The organism is Burkholderia sp. BE17 (genome assembly GCF_009362305.1).
GTDB classification, from domain to species: Bacteria; Pseudomonadota; Gammaproteobacteria; order Burkholderiales; family Burkholderiaceae; genus Burkholderia; species Burkholderia pyrrocinia_C.
This window is the reverse complement of the sequence record NZ_WHNU01000008.1, coordinates 125,802-148,008: the sequence shown is the minus strand read 5'-3', so window position 1 is coordinate 148,008 and position 22,207 is coordinate 125,802. Positions and strand designations below refer to the sequence as shown.

The window sequence follows — 22,207 nt, the reverse complement described above, 5'->3', positions numbered from 1 at the left end:
ATGAAAAAGATCTTGCTTGTCATAGCTCTGCTTGCCGGACTCGCGCAAATGACGTTGCCGAGCACGGCGCACGCGCAGACCACCACCGCACATACGCTCGTGCTTTACGACAACCCGGCCAACGATCCGTATTCGAAGCTCGGCCTGATGTACAGCATCATGCTGAGGAACCTGCTTGGCCATTTCAACGCGACGGTCGACCTGGTTCCGATACAGAACTACACGTCCGGGATGGTCGCGAACCACGACGTCACGTTCTACATCGGCGACTACTACAACAACCCGATTCCGACGGCGTTCATGAGCGACGTGATGACCGCCACGAAGACCGTGGTCTGGTTCAAATACAACTTGTGGCAGCTTGCATGGAACACGGCGTTTACCTTCAACCAGACCTTCGGGTTCAGCTTTCTCGGCATAGCCGGGTTGAATGCGCCACCTTCATCGAGCAATCCGAACCCCGGCTTCTACGACACGGTCACGTACAAGAACCTGCCGATGGTCAAGTACTACGCGTATGACGCGTCGACCGGCTCCATCAACGCGGACCCGGATGTCGGGCTGACCCAGATCGTCGATGCGACCAAGGCGCAGGCGCTCGTCACCATCAAGAACAGCAAGAGTGGGGCGACCACGCCATACATCATGCGCTCGGGCAAGTTCTGGTATTTCGCGGACATGCCGTTTTCGTACATCGGCCCGATGGATCGATACCTGGTGATATGCGACATCCTGCACGACATCCTGCAGACCAATGCACCGGTGAATCACCGCGCTCTCGTCCGTCTGGAAGACCTCGATGCGTATACAACGACGAGCTCGATGAAAAAGCTGACGGACTTCCTGTACTTCAAGAGGATTCCGTTCACGATGGCCACCATTCCCCTGTATACGGATCCGAACGGCTTTTACAACGGCGGTGTGCCGGAGACGATCCATCTTGCGCAGGCAACGGGCCTCAAGAGTGCGCTGAACTATGCGTTACCGCGCGGCGGCTCGATCGTGATGCACGGCTATACGCACCAGTACGATTCGACGCCGAATCTTCTGACTGCGGTCAGCGGCAGCGACTATGAGTTCTGGTATGCGGTCCAGAACCGTCCCGTCGATGAGGACTCCATTCAATGGGCGGAAGGCAGGATGGCCGATGGCCTCCTCGAGTTCACGACCAACGGCTACAAGATCGTCGGCTGGGCCGCGCCGCAGTACCAGATGTCGCCGAATGCAGCGGCGGCCACCGCCATCACGTTCCCGACGACGTTCCAGCGGGCCGTCTACTACACCGCAAACAACCCGCAAATCGGAACGGGTGCACCGAACCAGGACTTCTCGGCCGGTCAGTTCTTCCCGTACATCATCAACGCCGATTACTACGGGCAGCGGATCATTCCGGAGAACCTGGGCAGTGTCCAGTACAACATCTGCAATATCGACCCGTTCTCGTGCATCACCTACACATGGCAGCAAATCGTGACCAATGCTCAATACGGTCTGGCGGTGCGGGACGGTTTCGCGTCCTTCTTCTTCCATCCGTACTGGCTTGAACCCGATCTCGGATTGCCGGCCTACCAGGACTTCCAGAGTATGGTGAACGGCATCACGAATCTCGGCTACAAGTGGGTAGACGGCACGACCGCCAAGTGAGGCGAGCGTGACGGCAGCCCCGTGCGACCCGCATCGGAAATGCGGGTCGCACGTTTGCGTTTGATGGGCTACGATGACGCGCGAGAATGCTTCGGGGGAGCCATGACCACGTCCGCCATCCCGGCCGTGCGCAAATTTCAACAGCGTATGGGCCGGCTTCGACCGGCAGGCCGACCGCGCCGGCGCGCTGGCGAGCCGCGTTCGCACCGGGCGGCGACGCTCGCGGCGATCGGCGCATCGCTCGTCGTGGCCGCATGCAGCTGGACGGCGCACGACGTTCACGCCGACGGAATCGTCTGGCAGGTGGACAACACGACGACGAATCCCGTCGGAAACTGGCAGATGCTCGGCGTACACGATCTGTTGATCCAATGGACCGTCGTGGACGATACCGCGTTCGTTGCCAACACCCACATCCCTACCGCGGCGCACCTTCCCGACTGGGAACGCATCGGTCGTGCGCCGTGGGCCAGAAACGTGATCCTGGGCCTGGCCGGCTACCAGGACGAAAAACGTGCGCGCACCCACCTGTCGACGCTCGCGGACCAGTCCGTGGAGGTGGCGCGCGTGCATCTGCCGCTGCATGTCGCCGGCTACTACTTCCCGGTCGAAATCGATCCGACCTGGCAGGAGGCGCCCAAGCTTGCCGAGATCCTGCAGCGACTGCCTCGTCCGCTTTGGGTGAGCGTCTACGACCAGACCAATATCGGCGGAAAGACGCTGGCGGACTGGCTCGCAACGTGGCTGCCGTCGGACGTCGGGGTGTTCTTCCAGGACGGCTGCGGCGTCTATGCCCGCGAGCCGCAGGTTGCGCGCACCTACCTCGATGAGCTGGCCTCACGCCTGGGCAAACGACGCGTGCGGGTCATCGCCGAGGCCTTCCGGCCAGCCGAGCACGGCGGATTCCGTTCGGCCAGCGCCGAGGAATTGAGCAGGCAGCTCCAGGTTTATCGCGGCTATCCGGTCTATCTGTTCGATGGTCCCCACTATGTGTCGGACGACCTCATGCGCGAACTCAACAACCGGACGGCCAAGCCGCACCCGGTCGGGCCTGGCGGTACGGAGCGCTGAGTCTGCTTCACCCCGGTAAACAGCGGCAGGCGAGAGGCGCGCGCGGCGAAACAATCGGCCGGACTGGATCGCCGCGACAACTCCATTTGATGACCAAACCGCAAGACGTAGTGCATAGATATCGTTTGCCGCGGCCTTAATGACTATCGACAATCGTGGCTCGAATTCGCCGCCGTGGCGCCAGAAGCGCCCCGGTGGCCGGCACTTGGCGGCTATCCCGGCCGTCCGCGCCATCCTGCTCACGACGACATGTACGCGTTCACTCCCTCATTCCAGAATCCCGCCGGCTCGCCGATTCGCGAGTTGTTCAAGTACCTGTCCGAACCGGGCATGATTTCCTTCGCGGGCGGTTATCCGGCCAGCGACTTGTTCGACGTCGACGGCCTGAACACGGCTGCCGAACGCGCATACGCGCAGCCCGTGCGCTGCCTGCAATACGGCCCGACCGACGGCCTCGCCGAACTGAAGCAGCAACTGATCGCGCTGATGGCGCGTCGCGGCGTTGCGTGCACGCCGGCCGAACTGCTCGTCACGACCGGCTCGCAGCAGGGCCTCGACCTGCTGCTGCGCGTGATGGTGTCGCCCGGCGACGTCGTGCTGACCGAACAGCCGGCTTACCCGGCAACGCTGCAGGCGATGCGTCTGCAGCAGGCGCGCATCGTCACGATTCCGGTCGATGGCGAGGGCCTCGACGTCGATCGTCTCGCGACCCGGCTCGCATCGGGAGAGATCGCCCAGCCGAAGCTGCTCTACACCGTCCCGACCTTCGCGAACCCGACGGGCGCGACGCTCACGCGCGAACGCCGGCTGAAGCTGCTGCGTCTCGCGGTGCAATACCGTTTCCTGATCGTCGAGGACGATCCGTACGGCGACCTGCGCTTCGCGGGCGAAGCCGTGCCGTCGATGCTCGCGCTCGCCGGTGAAGTGGACGGCGCGCGCGACTGGATCGTGCATTTCGCGAGCCTGTCGAAGATCGTCGCGCCGGGGCTGCGCGTGGGCTGGACGATCGCGCCGGCCGAAATCGCGCGGCGCTGCGTGATCGCGAAGCAGACGGTCGATCTGTGCAGCTCGCCATGGACGCAGGCGGCCGCCGCCGAATATCTGGCCGACGGCGCGCTCGAACGCCATCTGCCGCGCATCACGGCCGCGTACCAGCGCAAATGCGACGCGATGTGCGACGCGCTGCGCGACGGTTTCGGCGATGCGATCGAATTCCATCGCCCCGAAGGCGGGATGTTCGTGTGGGCGCGGATCGGCGCGGTGTCGTCGGACGTGCTGCTGCAACACGCAATCGCAAACAAGATCGTGTTCGTACCCGGCAAGGCGTTCTTCGCGGACAACGTCGACGCGGCATCGCTGCGCCTGTCGTTCGCCGCGCCGGACGTCGACGCGATCCGGGAAGGCGTCGCGCGCCTCGTGCGCGCGTATGGTGCGGCGCTGGCCGCGTGAGGAGACATGAACGTGACTATCACCGTCAACGACACAGCATCGATGGGCGCGGCGCCAGGTGCTGGCGATAACCGATCGGCAAAGCATCGCTCGTCGCAGATCAGCGCGGGGCCGCAGTACGTGGCCGACGTGCTCGGCCGGTTCGGCGCGGAGCCGACGACCGATGCCGGCGATGCGGCGCCGGTCGTTCTCGGCTACAACTGAACGGCACGAAGGCGGCGGCCGCATCGCACGCGAGCCGTCACCGGAGCAAACGGTTAAGCTTGCGCGATCGAAACACGTGCGATCGCCGCCGCCCCTCATGTCCGACTCAACTTCCGAATCGCTCACGCAAACGTACGACCGCCTGTGGTCCTGCCTCGAATCCGGCGTCGGCGTGCAGCGCTCGCCGTTCACGATGCTGCAGGCGGCCACGCTCGGCCTCGACGGCGCACCGAAGGTGCGCACGATCGTATTGCGCCAGGCGAGCCGCGCCGGTCGCGTGCTGTCGTTTCATACCGATGTGCGTTCGGAGAAAGTCGCGGAGCTGCGCCGCGATCCGCGCATCGCGATCGTCGCGAGCGATCTCGATGCGCTCGTGCAGATTCGCGCGGAAGGCGTCGCATCGATCTGCGACGACGAAGCGCAGCGGCGCGCGATCTGGCAATCGAGCCGTCCGCATACGCTGCTGCTCTATCGCGCGCCGTTGCCGCCCGGCACGCCGGTCGAGTCGCCAGAAGCAGCGCATGTCTCGGCGAGGCAAGACACCGTGCCTTCCGGCGACGGCTACGAAAACTTCTGCGTGATCCACATGACGGTCACGCGCATCGACTGGCTCGAGCTCGCACGCGCGGGCCATCGTCGAGCGGTGTTCGATCTGAACGAAAGCGGCTGCGAAGGCCGCTGGATTGCCCCCTGATCCGGACGCAGGCCGCTCAAGGCCGCTCGTCCACCACCGCCTGCCCGATCATCCAGTCGCGCATCATCGCGATCGCATCGTCGTCGCTACGCTCGGCCGGATACACGAGATAGAACCCCACCGACAGCGGAAACGCGAAATCGAACGGCTTGCACAGCCGGCCTGCCGCGATATCGCGCTCGACCAAAGGATCGGTCGCGAGCGCGATGCCCTGGCCGGCAACGGCCGCATCGATCGCGAGCGACGTCTGGTTGAAGCGCAGCCCCTTGTGCGGATCGATATCGACAGGCTCGGGCATCGCTTCAAGGAACTCGGGCCACAGGTCGTGCGCATCGTGCAGCAGCACGTGGCCGGCGAGGGCGCGCGGCGACGCGGGCGCGGCCAGCAGCGCGGGGCTGCACACGGCGCACACATCGAGCGGGAACAGCGCATGCGCGGCGAGATGCTTGCCGAACGGCGGCTTGCCGTAGCGGATCGCGAGATCGACGCCGTCGTGGCGGAACGTCGCGAGCTGCTGGTCGGCGATCACGCGCACGTCGTAGTCGGGATACGCGTCGGTGAATTGAGCGAGCCGCGGGATCAGCCACTTCGACGCGAACGACGGCGTCGTGCTGATCGTCAACGCGGCGCGCCGTTTCACGAGCTTGTCGGTTGCGTCGGCGATCGCGTGCAGCGCGCGCTGCACGTCGGAGAAATACGCGGCGCCGTCGTGGGTCAGCGCGAGGCCGCGCGGCAGGCGCTCGAACAGCTTCAGGCCGAGCACGTCCTCGAGGTGGCGCACCTGCTGCGCGACCGCGCCCTGCGTGACGCCGATCTCGTCGGCCGCGGCGCGGAAATTGAGGTGCCGCGCGGACACTTCGAACGCACGAAGCGCATTCAGCGGCGGCAGGCGGGAAGGGCGAGGCGGCATCGTCAGGCTGTAGAAAAACTATCGGCTGGAGGCAGAAATACTGGTTCGACAGTCGTGTGCGATACGCCTACATTACCACCATGGCGCGCCGAATGGCGGCTGCGCGGCGGCAGGTTTCGAACGAGGAGCAGATCGTGACTGTAGAAAAAGTGGCGTTGATCACGGCGGCGGGCAAGGGCATGGGGGCGGCGATCGCGCGCGAACTGGCGGCGACGGGTTACCGCGTCGCGCTGATGTCGCCGTCGGGCAGCGCGGTGGCGCTCGGCGAGGAACTGGGCGGGTTCGGCATCCAGGGTTCGGTCACGGAAGAAGCCGATATCGACCGGCTCGTGAAGGAGACGGTCGCGCGCTACGGCAGGATCGACGCGGTCGTGAACAACACCGGGCATCCGCCGAAGGGCGAACTGCTGGCGATCACCGACGACAACTGGCACGCGGGGCTCGACCTGATCCTGCTGAACGTGGTGCGCGTGATGCGCCGCGTGACGCCGATCTTCCAGCAGCAGGGCGGCGGCGCGGTGGTCAACATCTCGAGCTTCGCGGCGGACGCGCCCGAGCAGCCGATGCCGGTATCGTCGGCGCTGCGCGCGGCGCTGAGCGCATGGACGCGCCTCTACGCGGAACGCTATGCGGCCGAGCGCATCCGGATGAACGCGGTGCTGCCGGGTTTCATCGACAGCTGGCCGGAAACGCCTGAGATCGTCGCGCGCATTCCGGCCGGCCGCTTCGGCAAGACCGGCGAGATCGCGAAGACGGTCGCGTTCCTGCTGTCCGACGGCGCGGGCTACATCACCGGGCAGAACATTCGCGTCGACGGCGCGATCGTCAACGCGCTCTGAGCGTCAGGCCGGCGAGCGGCCGCGCGGGCCGCTCGCCGCGCCGCAAATACAAACGCGTACAAATCAGACAAATCCCGGATACATCAGACCTTTCAAATGGGCGACGCCGCGTGGCCGGGGCGCGCCGGATTGAAAGCCAGGGCGCGAGCGGGCGCGCGGCATGTTCACTTTCCACTTCACGAAAGGAGATGCCGAACGATGTCTTCCACACCGTTTTCCCCGATGCGTCGCCACCTGCTGGCCACTTCCGTGGCCGCCGGGGTATCGGCGATGCTGCCCACCGCGCTGCATGCGGCGACCGGCGCCAGCGGCATACGCCCGTTCACCGCGCACATTCCCGATGAAGCCGTGGCCGACCTGCGCCGCCGCATTGCTGCGACGCGCTGGCCGGGCCGCGAGACCGTCGCCGACGAATCGCAGGGCGTGCGGCTCGCGCGCATGCAGGCGCTGCTGCGCTACTGGGGTACCGACTACGACTGGCGCAAGGGCGAGGCGCGCCTGAACGGTTTCCCGATGTTCATCACGGAAATCGACGGGCTCGACATTCATTTCATCCACGTGCGCTCGCGGCACGCGAACGCGATGCCGATGATCATGACGCACGGCTGGCCCGGTTCGATCTTCGAGCTGCTGAAGGCGATCGGCCCGCTGACCGACCCGACCGCGCACGGCGCGAGCGCGGACGACGCGTTTCACGTGGTCGTGCCGTCGTTGCCGGGTTTCGGTTTTTCCGGCCGGCCGACGCAGACGGGCTGGGGTTCCGACCACATCGCGCGAGCGTGGGGCGAGCTGATGGCGCGGCTCGGCTATACGCGCTTCGTGTCGCAGGGCGGCGACTGCGGGTCGGTGATCTCGCACCGGATGGCGATGCAGCGCGTGCAGGGCCTGGCCGGGATTCACGTGAACATGCCGGCGACGGTGCCGCCGGATATCGCTGCGCTGCTCGCGACCGATTCGCCCGCGCCGACTTCGCTGTCGCAGAAGGAGAAGGCCGCGTACGAGAAGCTCGGGACGTTCTATCGCGACAACTGCGGTTACTCGGCGATGATGGTCACGCGTCCGCAGACGGTCGGTTATGCGCTCGCCGATTCGCCGTCCGGTCAGGCCGCATGGATGTACGACAAGATTTCGCAGTGGACGTACAGCGGCGGCGTGCCCGAACGCTCGATTCCGCGCGACGAGATTCTCGACGACATCTCGCTGTACTGGCTGACGAACACCGCGACGTCGGCCGCGCAGATCTACTGGGAGGATCACTCGAACAACTTCAACGCGGTGGATATTTCGCTGCCGGCAGCGATCACGGTGTTCCCGGGCGAGATCTACCAGGCGCCGCGCAGCTGGGCCGAGCGCAGTTATCACAACCTGATCTATTTCAACGAAGTCGACAAGGGCGGGCATTTCGCGGCATGGGAGGAGCCGGAGCTGTTCGCACGCGAAGTGCGTGCCGGGTTCCGGCCGCTGCGTCGCGGGTAAGCGTGGGTTGAGCGGCGGGCGCGGGCTGGCTTGCGTGCGGCTCGCGTTTGTTTTCGTTCTGTCGACTGTGTCGAGCTGGGCCGATCAGCCGCGCGGCCCGCCCGAAAACCGCCGTTCCGCGCACGATTTTTGAATCGCTGTGTGTCGTGTTCGCACACAGATACGTTGGGATACAAAGCCTCCGGATGGTTCGGATATAAAACCGGTGAAGCGATTCACACGGCCGCGCGGCGTCATGCGCCGCCGCTGCGAACGGCGATACCGGAGCGCCTGCACGTGCCGCGGGCCCCTTCCTTAGCGATCGACAATGGAGAACGAGTCATGCCTGATACCGTGAACACCCGCCGCCGCCTGATCCTGGGCACGACGCTGGCGAGCCTGAGCCTCGCCGACCTCGGGTTCGGCAACCTGGCGCGCGCGCAGTCGGCGCCCGATGCATCGACTGCGAAGCGCGCGGCCGGCGTTGCGTCGCTGGGCACGATCCACCAGATCGACGCGGGCGTGCTCAACGTCGGGTATGCGGACCTCGGGCCGAAGAAGGGCCCCGTCGTGTTCCTGCTGCACGGCTGGCCGTACGACATCTACAGCTATGCGGAAGTCGCGCCGCTGCTGGTCGCGGCCGGCTATCGCGTGATCGTGCCGTACCTGCGCGGCTACGGGTCGACGACGTTCCGCTCGGTCGACACGGTGCGCAACGGCCAGCAGGCGGTGACGGCCGTCGACATCGTCGCGCTGATGGATGCGCTGAAGATCGACCGCGCGGTGTTCGGCGGCTACGACTGGGGCGCGCGCACGGCCGACATCATCGCGGCGCTGTGGCCGCAGCGCGTGAAGGCGCTGGTGTCGGTGAGCGGCTACCTGATCGGCAGCCAGGAGGCGAACCGCAAGCCGCTGCCGCCGCAGGCCGAATTCCAGTGGTGGTATCAGTTCTACTTCACGACCGAGCGCGGCGCGCTCGGCTACGCGGCGAACCGCGATGCGTTCAACAAGCTGATCTGGCAGCTCGCGTCGCCGAAGTGGCAGTTCTCCGACGAAACCTATGCGCGCTCAGCCGCATCGTTCCAGAACCCCGACCACGTGGCCGTCGTGATCCACAACTATCGCTGGCGCCTCGGGCTCGCGAAGGGCGAGGCGCAATACGACGACATCGAGCGGCGTCTTGCCGCCGGGCCGGCGATCACCGTGCCGACGATCACGATGGAAGGCGACGCGAACGGCGCGCCGCATCCGGACCCGGCCGCGTACGCGAAGAAGTTTACGGGCAAGTACCAGCACCGGACGATCACCGGCGGCATCGGCCACAACTTGCCGCAGGAAGCGCCGCAGGCGTTTGCCGATGCGATCCTGCAAGTGGAGCATCTGTGATGCGGGCACGCAGTGGCATCCGGCGTCGCGGCATGGGCCGCGCGCTCGTCGCGGGTGCATTGCTGGCCGGCTCGCTGTCGGCCAGCGGCCCGGCCGCGTTCGCGGAACAGCCGAAACCGGCCGCGTCGCCGATCTACGGCGTGACGATCCCGCCCGGCTACCGGAAGTGGGAAATGGTCGCGCCGGCCGAAGAGGCCGCGCCGCTCGACGAGCTGCGCGTGGTGCTCGGCAACCCGGTCGCGATCCGCGCGCTCGAGCAGGCGACGCTGCCGTTTCCGGACGGCACGATCCTCGTGAAGCTCGCGTACAAGCGCAAGCAGTCCGAAGAGTTCGCGTCGGCAACTGTGCCGGGCCAGGCGACGACCGTGCAGGTGATGGTGAAGGACTCGCGCCGTTATGCGTCGACGGGCGGCTGGGGTTTCGGGCGCTTCATCAACGGCGTGCCGGCCGATATCGGCCAGCATCAGACGTGTTTCGCGTGTCACCAGGCGCTGGTGAAGAACCATGACTACGTGTTCACGCGGCTTGCGCCATGACGTGACACGAAGCGACGGGTTTGACGAAAAGGCGTGCCGCGAGGCACGCCTTTTCTCGTGGTGCATGTGTGGTGCGTGTGTGTCGGGGACCACGTCGGCAGGCGAGTTTGTATCGCACTGTATCTGCGGCCGTTCCGGAAAAAATGGCATGCAGAAAGCACCGGTTTCGGAAACATGCCGGATACGTGAGCGGGTTCTACTGTCGACATGCAGGAAACGTTCGATGCCAGGCGTTTGCATCGGATGCCAAGTGATCGACACCCCAACTTCCGTCAAGGAGCATGTTCATGAAAACCGCCCGAATCCTCGCTGTTGCCGTCCTCGCCGGCATCCCCGCATTGTCGTTCGCCGATACCGGCCACGGCCTGACGCGTGCCGACGTGCGCGCCGAACTCATCCGGCTGGAACAAGCCGGCTACAACCCGGCCCGCAGCGATCCGCATTACCCGGAAGATGTCGCCGCCGCGCTGCAGGTCGCGCGTTCCGACCAGAACGGCCCGTCGAAGTCGCAGGACGACAACGTGGCCGACGCGTCGGCACCGGCAAGCCATCGCGACGCGGCACCGGCGCGCGCCGCGCGGAACGCTGCCGACGATTTGTACGCACATTCGTGATCCGTTGCCGCGCCTGCCGCATGCAGGCGCGGCCGTCACTGCAGCACTTCACTTCATGTCACAACACAACAGAGAAAGGAGCATGACGATGGCCGGTTCGATGAAACGGGTTCTGGTATCCGCCGCGGTGATCGGCGGACTGTTCGGTGCGGTCGCGGCGCAGGCCGCGCCGAAGGACGACCTGAAGGGCACGAATGTCGTGCTCGTGCACGGCGCGTTTGCCGACGGTTCGAGCTGGAACCGCGTGATTCCGCTGCTCGAGGCACGTGGGCTGCACGTGGTGTCGGTGCAGAATCCGCTGAGCTCGCTCGCCGACGATGCGGCCGCGACGAAGCGCACGATCGACGAGCAGAAGGGGCCGGTCGTGCTGGTCGGTCATTCGTGGGCCGGTGTCGTGATCAGCGATGCGGGTAACGACGACAAGGTGAAGTCGCTCGTCTACGTCGCGGCATTCGCGCCCGACAACGGCCAGTCGATCGCCGACGTTACGCAAGGGCTGCCGGCACCGGCATGGGCCGGTGAACTGCGCAAGGACTCAGGCGGCTTCGCGCGGCTGTCGGACAAGGCGATCGCGCAGGATTTCGCGCCGGACCTGCCGCCCGCGCAGCAGCGCATCGTTGCGGCGACCCAGGGGCCGTGGTATGGCGGCTGCATCTCGGAGAAGGTCGCGCAGGCCGCATGGCATGCGAAGCCGTCGTCGTTCGTCGTCGCGACGCAGGACCGGATGATCGATCCGAAGCTGCAGGAAACGATGGCGAAGCGGATCGGCGCGACGGTCACGCGCGTGAACGGCAGCCATGTCGCGATGCTGAGCCAGCCGAAGGCCGTGGCCGACGCGATCATCGCGGCCGCGGAACGTGCAAAGCACGACGCACAGTAAGCGGATGAGGCGCCAACGTTATCGTTGAAGCGTGGCGCCGCGAGTGATTGTGATGTCCTTCCACGAGGAGAAATCATGACGCAACTCTGCCAACTGTCCGCAACCGAACTCGCGAAACTTGTTCGGCAGCGCGAAGTGTCCGCGCGCGAAGTGGCGAGCGCCGCGCTCGATCGTCTCGACGCGGTGAATCCGGCGATCAACGCGGTGATCGAACACCGGCCCGACGACGTGCGACGGCAGGCCGACGAAGTCGACCGAGCGATCGCACGCGGCGACGATCCGGGCCCGCTCGCAGGCGTGCCCGTGACCGTGAAGATCAACATCGACCAGGCGGATTTCGCGACGACCAACGGTACGCGCCTGCAGGAGAACCTGATCGCGCGTGCCGACAGCCCGGTGGTCGGCAACATCAGGAAGGCCGGCGCGATCCTGCTCGGCCGCACCAATTCGCCGACGTTCGCGTTGCGCTGGTTCACGTCGAATCTCGTACACGGCCACACGCGCAATCCGCGCAATCCGTCGCTGACGCCGGGTGGGTCGAGCGGCGGCGCGGCAGCGGCCGTCGCCGCCGGGATCGGCCCGCTCGCACTCGGCACCGACATCGGCGGTTCGGTCCGTTACCCCGCCTATGCGTGCGGCGTGCACGGAATCCGGCCGTCGCTCGGGCGCGTGCCGGCGTTCAACGCATCGTCGCCCGAACGTGCGATCGGCGCGCAACTGATGTCATCGGCGGGGCCGATCGCACGCACGATCGACGATCTCGCGCTCGCGCTGCGTGCGTGCGCCGCGCCGGACCCGCGCGATCCGTGGCACGTACACGTGCCGTTCGACGGCCGCGAAGTGCCGAAGCGCGCGGCGCTGTGCGTGCGTCCGGGCGGCTTGCAGGTCGTGCCCGAAGTCGAGGCCGCGTTGCGCGATGCCGCGCGCCGGCTCGTCGATGCGGGCTGGACCGTCGACGAGATCGACGATACGCCGCCGATGCGCGAGGCTGCGCTGTTGCAGGAACAGCTTTGGCTCGGCGACGGTTTCGATGCATTGTCGAACGCGGCCGCGAACGACGGCGATCCGGTGCAGTGATGGACTGACGGGCAAGCGAGTGCATCGGCGATGCCGTTCGGCATCACGCCGATGCCTGTCGCCTGCCGATTGCCTTTCTTCGAATCATCCACGCATGCGCGGCGACGCATGCGTTCCATTTCGGATTCCATGACAACGCGCTGAACGCCGCATTGCTCGCTTCCCGCCGTTCCTTTCAAAGTCCTTCGATGCGTGACATCGAACGGTCGTCGTTCCGCATATCGTTCCGCATTTCCCGACCGCAAGCGAGCTCGAGCCGATAGCGCGCGTCTGCTATTGCATTTCGCGCGCCGCTGATTAGGAAATGAATTTTTATTGGTTCTGCTTGCCCGGCCGCGCTCGCATAGTGGCGCTGACGGCTATAGACAGCAAGCAAGCTGCAACGGCCGCATTCCCGGTGTTTTTGATCATACGAATCTGCGAAAACGAGGAAGTGTCATGACGGTTGCATTGGAAGAACGAACCGCTGCGCAGCAGGCGCTCGAAGACGCCCGTGCGGCGGCCGCGGCGGCCGGCACGCCTTACGCGGGTGGCGTCGCGCCGCAGGCCGCATGGGCACTGTTCTCGGCCGGCGATGCGTTGCTGGTGGACGTGCGCACCGCCGAAGAACGGAAATTCGTCGGCCACGTGCCGGAGTCGCTGCATGTGCCGTGGGCGACCGGCACGAGCCTGACGCGCAACCCGCGTTTCGTGCGCGAACTGGAAGCGAAGACCGGCAAGGACGCGGTGGTGCTGCTCCTGTGCCGCAGCGGCAACCGGTCCGCGCAGGCGGCCGAGGCTGCGACGAAGGGCGGCTTCGCGCAGGTATTCAACGTGCTCGAAGGGTTCGAAGGCGACCTCGACGAAGGGCAGCATCGCGGCGGCCGCAACGGCTGGCGTTTTCGCGGCTTGCCGTGGGCGCAGGACTGATTCACGGCCGACAAGGGGAGAAGTCAGCATGGCCGCATTCGACATCGACGATATCGTTCAATCGCTGCAGACCGTCCGCCGCGCATGGCGCGAGAAGCAGCGTCGCTCGCTCGAACCGGGCGGGCGCGACCTGCCGGCGCGCGAGGCGCTCGCGCAGATCGTTGGCGCGCTGAAGGGCGTGCTGTTCCCGATGCGGCTCGGGCCGCCCGACCTGCGCCAGGAGAGCGAGAACTTCCATGTGGCCCACGCGCTCGACGCGGCGCTGAACGCGCTGCTCGCGCAGGTAACGCTCGAATTGCGCTACGCGGCGCGGCAGCGCAACTCCGACGGGCCGGTCGACAACGTCGAAGGAGTAGCTTCGACGGCCGTGCAGGCGTTCGCGGCGCGGCTGCCCGAGATTCGCCGGCTGCTCGACAGCGACGTGCTTGCTGCCTTTCACGGCGATCCGGCGGCCGGCAGCGTCGACGAAGTGCTGCTGTGCTACCCGGGCATCCTCGCGATGATTCACCATCGGCTCGCGCATGAGCTGTGCGGGCTCGGCCTGCCGCTGCTCGCACGGATCATCGCCGAGCAGGCGCATGCGGAAACGGGCATCGACATTCATCCGGGCGCGCGCATCGGCGCGGGTTTCTTCATCGACCACGGCACGGGTGTCGTGATCGGCGAGACGGCAATCATCGGCGAGCGCGTACGCGTGTACCAGGCCGTCACGCTCGGCGCGAAGCGTTTCCCGCGCGATGCGGCCGGCCATCTGGAGAAAGGGCTCGCGCGCCATCCGATCGTCGAGGACGACGTGGTGATCTACGCGGGTGCGACGATCCTCGGCCGCGTGACGATCGGGCGCGGCGCGGTGATCGGCGGCAACGTGTGGCTCACGCAGGACGTGCCGGCAGGCGAGAACGTCACGCAGGCCGTGCTGCGCAGCGAAGCGAACGCCGCGCCGCGCGCGGCGGCGCGTGTCGCCTAGGAGGCGCGATGAGCGACCTCATCCATCACTTCGGCGCCAACGTGCGCAAGCTGCGCGAAGCGCGCACGTGGTCGCAGGAGCAGCTTGCCGAGCATGCGGGGCTGAACCGCTCGTATGTCGGCGAGATCGAGCGCGGCGAGGCGATCGCGTCGATCGTCACGGCCGACAAGATCGCGCGCGCGTTCGACGTGTCGATCTCGATGCTGCTGCCGGGCGCGTACGTCACCTGAGGCCGCCCCGTTTCGTTTCCCTTTCGGTTGCACGACATGACGGCTATAGCATGTTGAGCCGGCAGGGGCGTGCTTCCGATAATCCCCTCGCGTCATAAGCAATCCCGTTTTTCATCTTAAGAACCCGGAGCCACACATGTCGACCGTTGCAAGCGGCACGGCCGCGCTGAGCGATCACGCCGCCCGCCAACTAGCGAACGCTACCAAGACCGTCCCCCAGCTTTCCACGATCACGCCGCGCTGGCTGACCCATCTGCTGCAGTGGGTGCCGGTCGAGGCCGGCATCTACCGCCTGAACCAGGTGAAGAACCCGGAAGCCGTGCGTGCCGCATGCACGCAGCTCGAGGACGAAAGCGTGCTGCCGCAGACCTTCGTGCCTTACGAAGAGCAACCGCGCGAATACTTCCTGAACGCGGTGAGCACGGTGCTCGACGTGCATACGCGGATCTCCGATCTTTACAGCAGTCCTCACGACCAGATCAAGGAACAGCTGCGCCTGACGATCGAGACGATCAAGGAGCTGCAGGAAAGCCAGCTGATCAACAACCCCGACTACGGGCTGCTCGCGAACGTGACCGACGAACAGCGGATCTTCCCGCTGACGGGCGCGCCGACGCCGGACGATCTCGACGAACTGCTGACGAAGGTGTGGAAGGAGCCCGCGTTTTTCCTCACGCACCCGCTCGCGATCGCCGCGTTCGGCCGCGAATGCACGCGGCGCGGCGTGCCGCCGCCGACGGTCAGCCTGTTCGGCTCGCAGTTCCTCACGTGGCGCGGTATTCCGCTGATTCCGTCGGACAAGGTGCCCGTTGCGGACGGCAAGACCAAGATCCTGCTGCTGCGCGTCGGCGACAAGCGCCAGGGCGTGGTCGGCCTCTATCAGCCGGGCGTCGCGGGCGAACAGGGCCCGGGCCTGTCGGTGCGCTTCATGGGGATCAACAACCAGGCGATCGCGTCGTACCTGATCTCGCTGTACTGCTCGCTCGCGGTCCATTCGCCGGATGCGCTGGCTGTCCTCGATGACGTCGAAATCGCCAAGTTCCATGACTATCCCGACACCTACCGTTAATCCCGGCCTGGCCGGCGGCGACGCGCATGCGTTGCCGCACGCGCCGCTGCCGGCGGGCTTGCCCGACCCCGCGACGCTCGCGCGGCTCGCTTCCGAGTTCTTCGCGACGCCGCCCGGGCAGGCTACCGCGCCCGGGCTGTCGGCGGGCAGCGGCGCGGTCGGCGGCGTGCCGTCGGCGTTGCCGGCTGCCGCGCCGATCCTCGCGTCGGTGAGCAACCCGGCGCCCGGCGGCTCGCCGCTCGCGGGGCCGGGCGGCACCGGCACCGGCGTGCCGGGTCTTGCGTTGCCGCAGGGCAAGGCGCCCGGCACGAACCTCGCGCCGTCGGCGCCGACGCACGTGCTGTCGCTCGGCAATCGCGCGCCCGCGCTCGCGCCGCATGCGGCCGCGCAGAACGGGCTGCCCGACAACGTCGTGTCGATCGCGCCCGCGCTCGAGCCGCGCATCGGCGGCGCGGCGCTCGGTGTGCCGCAGGGGAATGCGGCTGCATCGGAAGGCGCGGTGAAGGCGGCGCCGGCTGCGTCGCCGTACTACTTCACCGACGGTTCGCTGCAGGGCTGGCAGGCGACACCGCAGGACATTGTCGTGCCGTCGAACGGTCTCGCGTCGCCGGAAGCGTTCGGGCTGCCGGGCGACGATGCGCTGCGCGATCTGCTCGCCGTGCATCGCGACGTGCCGGTGTCGCGCGCATCGGGCACGGAGGTGCCTCGCTACTTCATCGACGATACGCACGCAGCCGAGCCTCAAGGCCAGTTGCATCGCGGTGCACATCCGCCGTTCGACGTGAACGCGATCCGCCGCGATTTCCCGATCCTGCAGGAGCGCGTGAATGGCAAGCAGTTGATCTGGTTCGACAACGCGGCGACCACGCACAAGCCGCAGGCCGTGATCGACCGCCTCGCGTATTTCTACGCACACGAGAACTCGAACATCCACCGTGCCGCGCATGCGCTGGCAGGCCGCGCGACGGATGCGTACGAGCATGCGAGGGACACCGTGCGGCGCTTCATCGGCGCATCGTCGCCCGACGAGATCGTGTTCGTGCGCGGCACGACCGAGGCGATCAACCTGATCGCGAAGACTTGGGGCGTGCAGAACGTCGGCGAAGGCGACGAGATCGTCGTGTCGCATCTCGAGCATCACGCGAACATCGTGCCGTGGCAGCAGCTTGCCGCGCAAAAGGGCGCGAAACTGCGCGTGATTCCGGTGGACGATTCGGGGCAGGTGCTGCTCGACGAATACCGGAAGCTGCTCAACGACCGCACGAAGATCGTGTCCGTCACGCAGGTGTCGAATGCGCTCGGCACGGTCGTGCCGGTGAAGGAGATCGTCGAGCTCGCGCATCGCGCGGGCGCGAAGGCGCTCGTCGACGGTGCGCAGTCGATCTCGCACATGCGCGTCGACGTGCAGGCGCTCGATGCGGATTTCTTCGTGTTCTCCGGGCACAAGATCTACGGGCCGACCGGGATCGGCGTCGTGTACGGCAAGCGCGCGATCCTCGACGACATGCCGCCGTGGCAGGGCGGCGGCAACATGATCGCGGACGTGACGTTCGAGCGTACGGTGTTCCAGCCGCCGCCGAACCGCTTCGAGGCCGGCACCGGCAACATCGCGGATGCGGTCGGGCTCGGCGCGGCGCTCGACTACGTGAACCGTGTCGGCATCGAGAACATCGCTCGCTACGAGCACGACCTGCTCGCGTATGCGACGAGCGTGCTCGCGCCGGTGCCGGGCGTGCGGCTCGTCGGCACCGCGCGCGACAAGGCGAGCGTGCTGTCGTTCGTGCTGAAGGGCTATGAGACCGAGGAAGTCGGGCAGGCGCTGAACGAAGAGGGCATCGCGGTGCGCTCGGGACATCACTGCGCACAGCCGATCCTGCGGCGTTTCGGGCTCGAGGCAACGGTGCGGCCGTCGCTCGCGTTCTACAACACGTGCGACGAGGTTGACGCGCTCGTTCGTGTGGTGCGGCGGCTTGCGACGCGGCGTTGACCGCTGACGCTGCTCGCTTGCGGCGGCCCTCGCGGGTTGCCGCAAGCGATTTCCTGATACCCGATCAGAACCGCACGACCTGCTTCTGCTCGACGCTGAAGCCGTCGCGCAGCACGCACGCGGAATCCGCGAAGTAGCGGCGCGTTTCCGACAGCAGGTCGGTATTGCCGCGACGGCAGAACACCACGCCCGACCCTTCCTCGGTCAGCAGTTCGTCGATCAGCGATTCGGGTTGCCCGATATCGGCGAGATGGACGTTCTGCACGCCATGTGCGAGCGCGTCGAGCGCTTCCCGCACGCAGGGCGCGACATCGGCGGCCGGATGCTCGGCGAGTCATTGCTCGAGTTCCGTGATGCCGTACAGCCCCGCGAGTTCGCCGAGTTCGCGCAGCAGCGCGCTTTCGACCATCATCACCAGCGTGACGGCGCCGGTGCGTTGCGCGAAGAGGCTGCCGACCCGTTCGGGGCGCAGCAGGCGATCCTGGCCTGCGTCGTCCGGCGCGACGGGCATCACGACGGGCACCAGCCCGTTCCCGAGAAGCGCGTTCAACGCGGTGCCGTCGAATTGCGCGACCGGGTTCGTGTTCGCGCGATCGGATTCGGCGCCGGCGACCAGCAGGCCGCCGTCGTGACCGTCGATGCCGATCGCCTTGACGCCGTGGCTGCCGATCGCGCGCACCAGCTCGTGGTTGATGTCGGCCATCGCGGCACGTGCGGCCTGGACGGACTGCGCGCCGGACGCGGCCGGGCCGCCCTGGACGACGACCGGACGAATGCCGGTGAGCGCGAGCAGCGCGACGTCCTGAGCGAACGCGTGGCGAGCGTGTGTATCGCTCGCGGCGCCGTTATCGACGATGACGACGGTCTGCCCGTGCAGGGCCTGCATGAACGGCAGCGAGCGAGCCAGTCCGGCCACGCGCCGTGACGTAAGAGTGGGACTTTCAGGGTCTGGGAACATGGGAATCCGAAAGAATGAGGGAAGTGCCTGTCGCCGCACGACGCGGCGTCAGTGCGTGCGCTGCATGAGCCGGTGAATCTCGTCGGGCGTTTGCGCATCGCGCGACGCCTGCCGGAACGAGCGTTCGCTGAAGCACCGCGCCGCGTCGGCGAGCAATTCGAGGTGCGCGCGGTCGTCCTCTTTCGGCAGGGCCAGCACGACGAATTCGCGCACGGGCTTGCGGTCCGGCGCGTTGAACGCGAACGGGTAGAGCGCGCGAACGAACAGCGCGACGGCCGAGCCGAGCCCGTCGACACGCGCATGCGGAATCGCGACGCCCTGGCCGAGGCCGGTCGAACCGAGCTGTTCGCGCGTCGCCAGTTCGTTCGCGATCCGTTCCGCGCAAACCCCGCTGCTGCGCGCGATGAATCGCGCGGCGAGGTCGAACAACTGGATCGCGCTGTCGACCGGTACGTCGAGCAGGATGTTGTCAGGCGGACAGGCATCCGCCAGCCGGGTCGCGAGCGGCAAGCCGCCGCGTCGGTGGGGAAGGTCGGGTTGGCCGCCGATAGCGGCCTGCTGCGTTTGCATGCGGATCTCTCCGTGTCGTGATGACACGGAAATCCTAGACACATCCGCGTAAAGACGGTGTCAGATACGCGGGGGCCCGGTATTAAAATTTCGTATCGATTGCGGCGCGGCGCTCATCGCGCGCCCGATACGGATGTCTTCACGTGCCCGACAGCACGAACGGCAGCGTCGTCAACAGAAAGACCGAAATGCCGACGACGGGTGCGCCGAACGCGATCGCCGCGAAGGCCACGGCGGCGCTGGTCAGCACGAGCGTTCTCGACCGGCGGCGGTGCCGGTCGTGCGCCGTTGCCTTGTCTTCGCGGATGGCATCGGCCTGCGCGCCGATCACGTGTTTCCAGAACGTCAAGCCAAGCATGATTGCTCCTGTATGAAAGACGACCGAGACACGGCGCGCGATGCGCCGTGCACGCGTGTCAGCAGCGCTTGAGCTTCAGCACGCGCGAGATCTGCCCGGACGTGAAGCCGCTGTAGCGCACGTAAGGCGCGCAGTCGAGCGGCGCCGTGAGCGATTCGCCGACGACGTACTGGCCGACGAAGCGGAACGCATCCGTTTCCATCTTGATGAACACCGGAATCGCATCGCGTTGCGCGGCGAGCGTCCTGCCGGCCGCACGCGCGGATGCGCTGCCGTCGCAGAGGATCACGTCGGGCGCGTGCGGGTTGAGGTCCGTGCGCAGGCACGCGGCCACGACCTTGCCGTTCTTCGTCGGCAGGAATGCCTGTTTGCTGCCGCCGCATGCGGTGTGGATGAATTCGCGGGTGTAATGCTTGTCGATCTCGAACATGGCCGGGCTCCGGTATCGGAAATTTGCGTGAATGAAATCAGGTATGCACAGCAATCTGACCGGATCGGCATGCGGGATGCGGGCAAGCGATCGATCATTGCCGGTACGGCGGATCGATGGCGCGTCGTTGCACGGGATTTGCAGCGCGCACACGCTTGACAACACGATGCGCGATTACCGCATCGACGTCGTATTCAAGCGTGCACGGGTGTGACTACGGCGCGCACCGTCCGCCTGTCGGCAGGACGGTGGCTCGGGAAAGAGAGACGCAGGCGTCCTGCCTGTCAGGCAGAAAAGCAACTCGGGGGACGAGGACTTCGGATGCGCATGTCGCGTGCTCGGTGGTGGATTGCGAACACATTCTAGTGAACGCACGCGCGGCCGCAAGTAAAAAGGTCGTAAAGGCGCCCTCTGCGTGCATTGCCGGAGGTGCGCACCGGTGCGGCACGGCGCACACCGGAACGTGTCGATCGCGCCGCCGCCGCCCCACAGCCATTCGCCGCCGTCCGCTTGCGGCAGGCCGGAATCGAGCTGCATCACGAAGCGTATCTTGCAGCCGCAATCCGATGCGGACTCAACCGGTCGATGCAACACGATGGAAGCCGCGCGGCCGCGACCGCCATTGTTGACGATATTGGAAAGGTCCAATCCAGAACCGGCAATAGGTTCCGGGAAAATGACCGATTATTCTCCCGATCGCGGTGCCGGCCTCCGGATGCGAGTGCTATCGGACTGCTTACAAAATCAATCGCTCAGGGGAGGCCTTTCATGAAACGCATCGTCGTATCCGGTGGTATCGGCGCGGTGTTCGCCGTAACAGCAACGTCGTCGGCATTTGCCCAGAGTTCCGTCACTTTGTATGGCCTCGTCGATACGGCGATCCGGTATCAGACCAATGCCGGCCCGGACGGCGAGGACCTGATCGGGATGACGGTCGGCCCGGAAACGCACAGCCGCTGGGGCTTGCGCGGCAGCGAGGATCTCGGCGGCGGGCTGTCGGCGATCTTCCGCCTCGAGAACGGCTTCGAGCTAGGCGACGGCAAGCTGCACGTCGCGAACACGCTGTTCAGCCGCCAGGCGTACGTCGGCCTGTCGAGCAACCGCTACGGCTCGCTGACGTTCGGCAACCAGTACGCGCCGCTGTACGACACGATGGGCGACATCTTCGACCCGATGACCGTCGGCGACTACTGGCAGGACAGCTGGGCGTACAACGGCATCGGCAACTACCTGACGGTGCCGAACTCGGTGAAGTACCAGTTCTCGTACAACGGGCTGAGCGTCGACGCGATCTACGGCTTCGGCAACCATGCCGGTGCGATGGGCCTCGACAGCACATACGGCGTGGAACTGACCTATGCACGGGGGCCGGCGTCGATCAACGCGGGCTATCAGCAGACTTCCGTGTCGTCCGTGAACGGCAGTTCGGTCAACGGCGCGAAGGTGAGCTTCGTGCACGTGAGCGGCGCGTATCAGGTCACGCCGACCGTGCGGCTGCTGGCCGGCTGGCTGCACGGCCAGGACAAGACAGGCACGACGGACTTCAACATGCAGCAGGCCGGTGCGCCGACGCTGGGCGGCGGCAGCCCGAACCGCATCGACGATACGTTCTACGTCGGCGCGAACTGGCAGGCCACCGCGCCGCTGCTGATCACGGTGGCAGGCTACTACGGCCACGCGCGCAACGCGGCGCGGCTCGACGGCACGCTCGGCTCGGGGATCAACTACTCGGCGACCGTGCTGGCCGAATATGCGCTGTCGAAGCACACCGAGGTTTACGGCACGGTGGACTTCGCGCGCGGCAACGGCGCGTTCGCTGCCGACTATCCGGGCGCCACCAACCGACTCACGGGCAAGGTCGACCAGATCGGCCGGACCAACAACGTCGGCGCGGCGATCGGCCTGCGCCAGATGTTCTGAAGAAGGTTCGCACGTTGCGGCGCGGCCGGAGGCGGCGTCGCGTCCGCAAC

At 66.4% G+C, this 22,207-nt stretch carries 23 protein-coding genes and 1 pseudogene; 18 read left to right on the top strand and 6 right to left on the bottom strand.

The features are described from left to right. The 5 genes from GD429_RS09695 to GD429_RS09675 all read left to right on the top strand — a co-directional run bounded on the left by GD429_RS09695 (window position 1) and on the right by GD429_RS09675 (window position 5,062). On the top strand, window positions 1-1,644 hold the full coding sequence (locus GD429_RS09695; protein ID WP_152856731.1) for a DUF2334 domain-containing protein: 1,644 nt from the start codon (window positions 1-3) through the stop codon (window positions 1,642-1,644). A 102-nt stretch (window positions 1,645-1,746) separates the two neighbouring features. Then, window positions 1,747-2,715 carry a hypothetical protein gene (locus GD429_RS09690; RefSeq protein WP_152856730.1) on the top strand — a complete coding sequence of 323 codons (969 nt, stop codon included), beginning with the start codon at window positions 1,747-1,749 and terminating at the stop codon, window positions 2,713-2,715. Between the two features lie 249 nt (window positions 2,716-2,964). Continuing rightward, window positions 2,965-4,164, top strand: a complete 1,200-nt coding sequence (locus GD429_RS09685) for a PLP-dependent aminotransferase family protein (protein ID WP_152856729.1) — start codon at window positions 2,965-2,967, stop codon at window positions 4,162-4,164. 12 nt (window positions 4,165-4,176) lie between these two features. Beyond that, complete coding sequence (locus GD429_RS09680; RefSeq protein ID WP_321574503.1) at window positions 4,177-4,368, top strand: hypothetical protein; 192 nt, start codon at window positions 4,177-4,179, stop codon at window positions 4,366-4,368. Window positions 4,369-4,465: 97 nt separating this feature from the next. Next, window positions 4,466-5,062 (top strand): pyridoxamine 5'-phosphate oxidase family protein, encoded by a 597-nt coding sequence (locus GD429_RS09675; protein ID WP_152856727.1) that lies wholly within the window; start codon window positions 4,466-4,468, stop codon window positions 5,060-5,062. 16 nt (window positions 5,063-5,078) lie between these two features. Here GD429_RS09675 and gcvA read toward each other — a convergent pair whose 3' ends face one another. Further along, window positions 5,079-5,972: a transcriptional regulator GcvA gene (gene gcvA, locus GD429_RS09670; protein WP_152856726.1), complete on the bottom strand. Its 894-nt coding sequence runs from the start codon at window positions 5,970-5,972 to the stop codon at window positions 5,079-5,081. Window positions 5,973-6,106: 134 nt separating this feature from the next. Between gcvA and GD429_RS09665 the strand changes: the two genes are divergently transcribed. The 12 genes and pseudogenes from GD429_RS09665 (at window position 6,107) to GD429_RS09605 (ending at window position 17,921) form a co-directional block, all read left to right on the top strand. Next, the gene (locus tag GD429_RS09665) at window positions 6,107-6,811 is read left to right on the top strand and encodes an SDR family oxidoreductase (protein ID WP_321574500.1); all 705 of its coding nucleotides are present in this window, start codon (window positions 6,107-6,109) and stop codon (window positions 6,809-6,811) included. Between the two features lie 198 nt (window positions 6,812-7,009). Next, window positions 7,010-8,287 (top strand): epoxide hydrolase family protein, encoded by a 1,278-nt coding sequence (locus tag GD429_RS09655; protein WP_152856723.1) that lies wholly within the window; start codon window positions 7,010-7,012, stop codon window positions 8,285-8,287. A 321-nt stretch (window positions 8,288-8,608) separates the two neighbouring features. Further along, on the top strand, window positions 8,609-9,652 hold the full coding sequence (locus GD429_RS09650; RefSeq protein WP_152856722.1) for an alpha/beta fold hydrolase: 1,044 nt from the start codon (window positions 8,609-8,611) through the stop codon (window positions 9,650-9,652). Beyond that, window positions 9,652-10,188, top strand: a complete 537-nt coding sequence (locus GD429_RS09645) for a cytochrome P460 family protein (protein ID WP_152856721.1) — start codon at window positions 9,652-9,654, stop codon at window positions 10,186-10,188. Before GD429_RS09650 ends, GD429_RS09645 begins: the two co-directional genes overlap by 1 nt. Window positions 10,189-10,475: 287 nt before the next feature. Next, window positions 10,476-10,802, top strand: a complete 327-nt coding sequence (locus tag GD429_RS09640) for a DUF4148 domain-containing protein (protein ID WP_152856720.1) — start codon at window positions 10,476-10,478, stop codon at window positions 10,800-10,802. An 88-nt stretch (window positions 10,803-10,890) separates the two neighbouring features. Next, window positions 10,891-11,682: an alpha/beta fold hydrolase gene (locus GD429_RS09635; RefSeq protein WP_152856719.1), complete on the top strand. Its 792-nt coding sequence runs from the start codon at window positions 10,891-10,893 to the stop codon at window positions 11,680-11,682. Window positions 11,683-11,757: 75 nt separating this feature from the next. Then, window positions 11,758-12,750, top strand: a pseudogene (locus GD429_RS09630) (amidase); the annotation flags it as partial. Between the two features lie 447 nt (window positions 12,751-13,197). Then, window positions 13,198-13,668, top strand: a complete 471-nt coding sequence (locus GD429_RS09625) for a rhodanese-like domain-containing protein (RefSeq protein ID WP_152856718.1) — start codon at window positions 13,198-13,200, stop codon at window positions 13,666-13,668. A 28-nt stretch (window positions 13,669-13,696) separates the two neighbouring features. Further along, on the top strand, window positions 13,697-14,635 hold the full coding sequence (epsC, locus tag GD429_RS09620; protein WP_152856717.1) for a serine O-acetyltransferase EpsC: 939 nt from the start codon (window positions 13,697-13,699) through the stop codon (window positions 14,633-14,635). A gap of 8 nt (window positions 14,636-14,643) precedes the next feature. Continuing rightward, on the top strand, window positions 14,644-14,865 hold the full coding sequence (locus GD429_RS09615; protein WP_152856716.1) for a helix-turn-helix domain-containing protein: 222 nt from the start codon (window positions 14,644-14,646) through the stop codon (window positions 14,863-14,865). 136 nt (window positions 14,866-15,001) lie between these two features. Beyond that, window positions 15,002-15,934: a family 2A encapsulin nanocompartment shell protein gene (locus tag GD429_RS09610; protein ID WP_006479760.1), complete on the top strand. Its 933-nt coding sequence runs from the start codon at window positions 15,002-15,004 to the stop codon at window positions 15,932-15,934. After that, window positions 15,909-17,921: a family 2A encapsulin nanocompartment cargo protein cysteine desulfurase gene (locus GD429_RS09605; RefSeq protein WP_152856715.1), complete on the top strand. Its 2,013-nt coding sequence runs from the start codon at window positions 15,909-15,911 to the stop codon at window positions 17,919-17,921. The genes GD429_RS09610 and GD429_RS09605 overlap by 26 nt, the downstream gene beginning before the upstream one ends. A 64-nt stretch (window positions 17,922-17,985) precedes the next feature. Here GD429_RS09605 and GD429_RS40995 read toward each other — a convergent pair whose 3' ends face one another. The 5 genes from GD429_RS40995 to GD429_RS09585 all read right to left on the bottom strand — a co-directional run bounded on the left by GD429_RS40995 (window position 17,986) and on the right by GD429_RS09585 (window position 20,237). After that, a complete protein-coding gene (locus GD429_RS40995; RefSeq protein WP_227791601.1) occupies window positions 17,986-18,219 on the bottom strand; it encodes a hypothetical protein in 234 nt (77 codons plus the stop codon). A gap of 36 nt (window positions 18,220-18,255) precedes the next feature. After that, window positions 18,256-18,837, bottom strand: a complete 582-nt coding sequence (locus GD429_RS40990) for a hypothetical protein (RefSeq protein WP_321574499.1) — start codon at window positions 18,835-18,837, stop codon at window positions 18,256-18,258. Window positions 18,838-18,927: 90 nt separating this feature from the next. Next, window positions 18,928-19,449, bottom strand: coding sequence for a PTS sugar transporter subunit IIA (locus GD429_RS09595; protein WP_152856714.1), 522 nt, complete (start codon window positions 19,447-19,449; stop codon window positions 18,928-18,930). A gap of 139 nt (window positions 19,450-19,588) precedes the next feature. Continuing rightward, window positions 19,589-19,780, bottom strand: a complete 192-nt coding sequence (locus GD429_RS09590) for a hypothetical protein (RefSeq protein WP_321574498.1) — start codon at window positions 19,778-19,780, stop codon at window positions 19,589-19,591. Window positions 19,781-19,865: 85 nt separating this feature from the next. Beyond that, complete coding sequence (locus tag GD429_RS09585) at window positions 19,866-20,237, bottom strand: DUF6697 family protein (RefSeq protein WP_152856712.1); 372 nt, start codon at window positions 20,235-20,237, stop codon at window positions 19,866-19,868. A gap of 768 nt (window positions 20,238-21,005) precedes the next feature. On the opposite strand from GD429_RS09585, the gene GD429_RS09575 reads away from it, so the two are divergent. Then, window positions 21,006-22,157, top strand: a complete 1,152-nt coding sequence (locus GD429_RS09575) for a porin (protein ID WP_152856710.1) — start codon at window positions 21,006-21,008, stop codon at window positions 22,155-22,157. Window positions 22,158-22,207 lie beyond the last annotated feature (50 nt).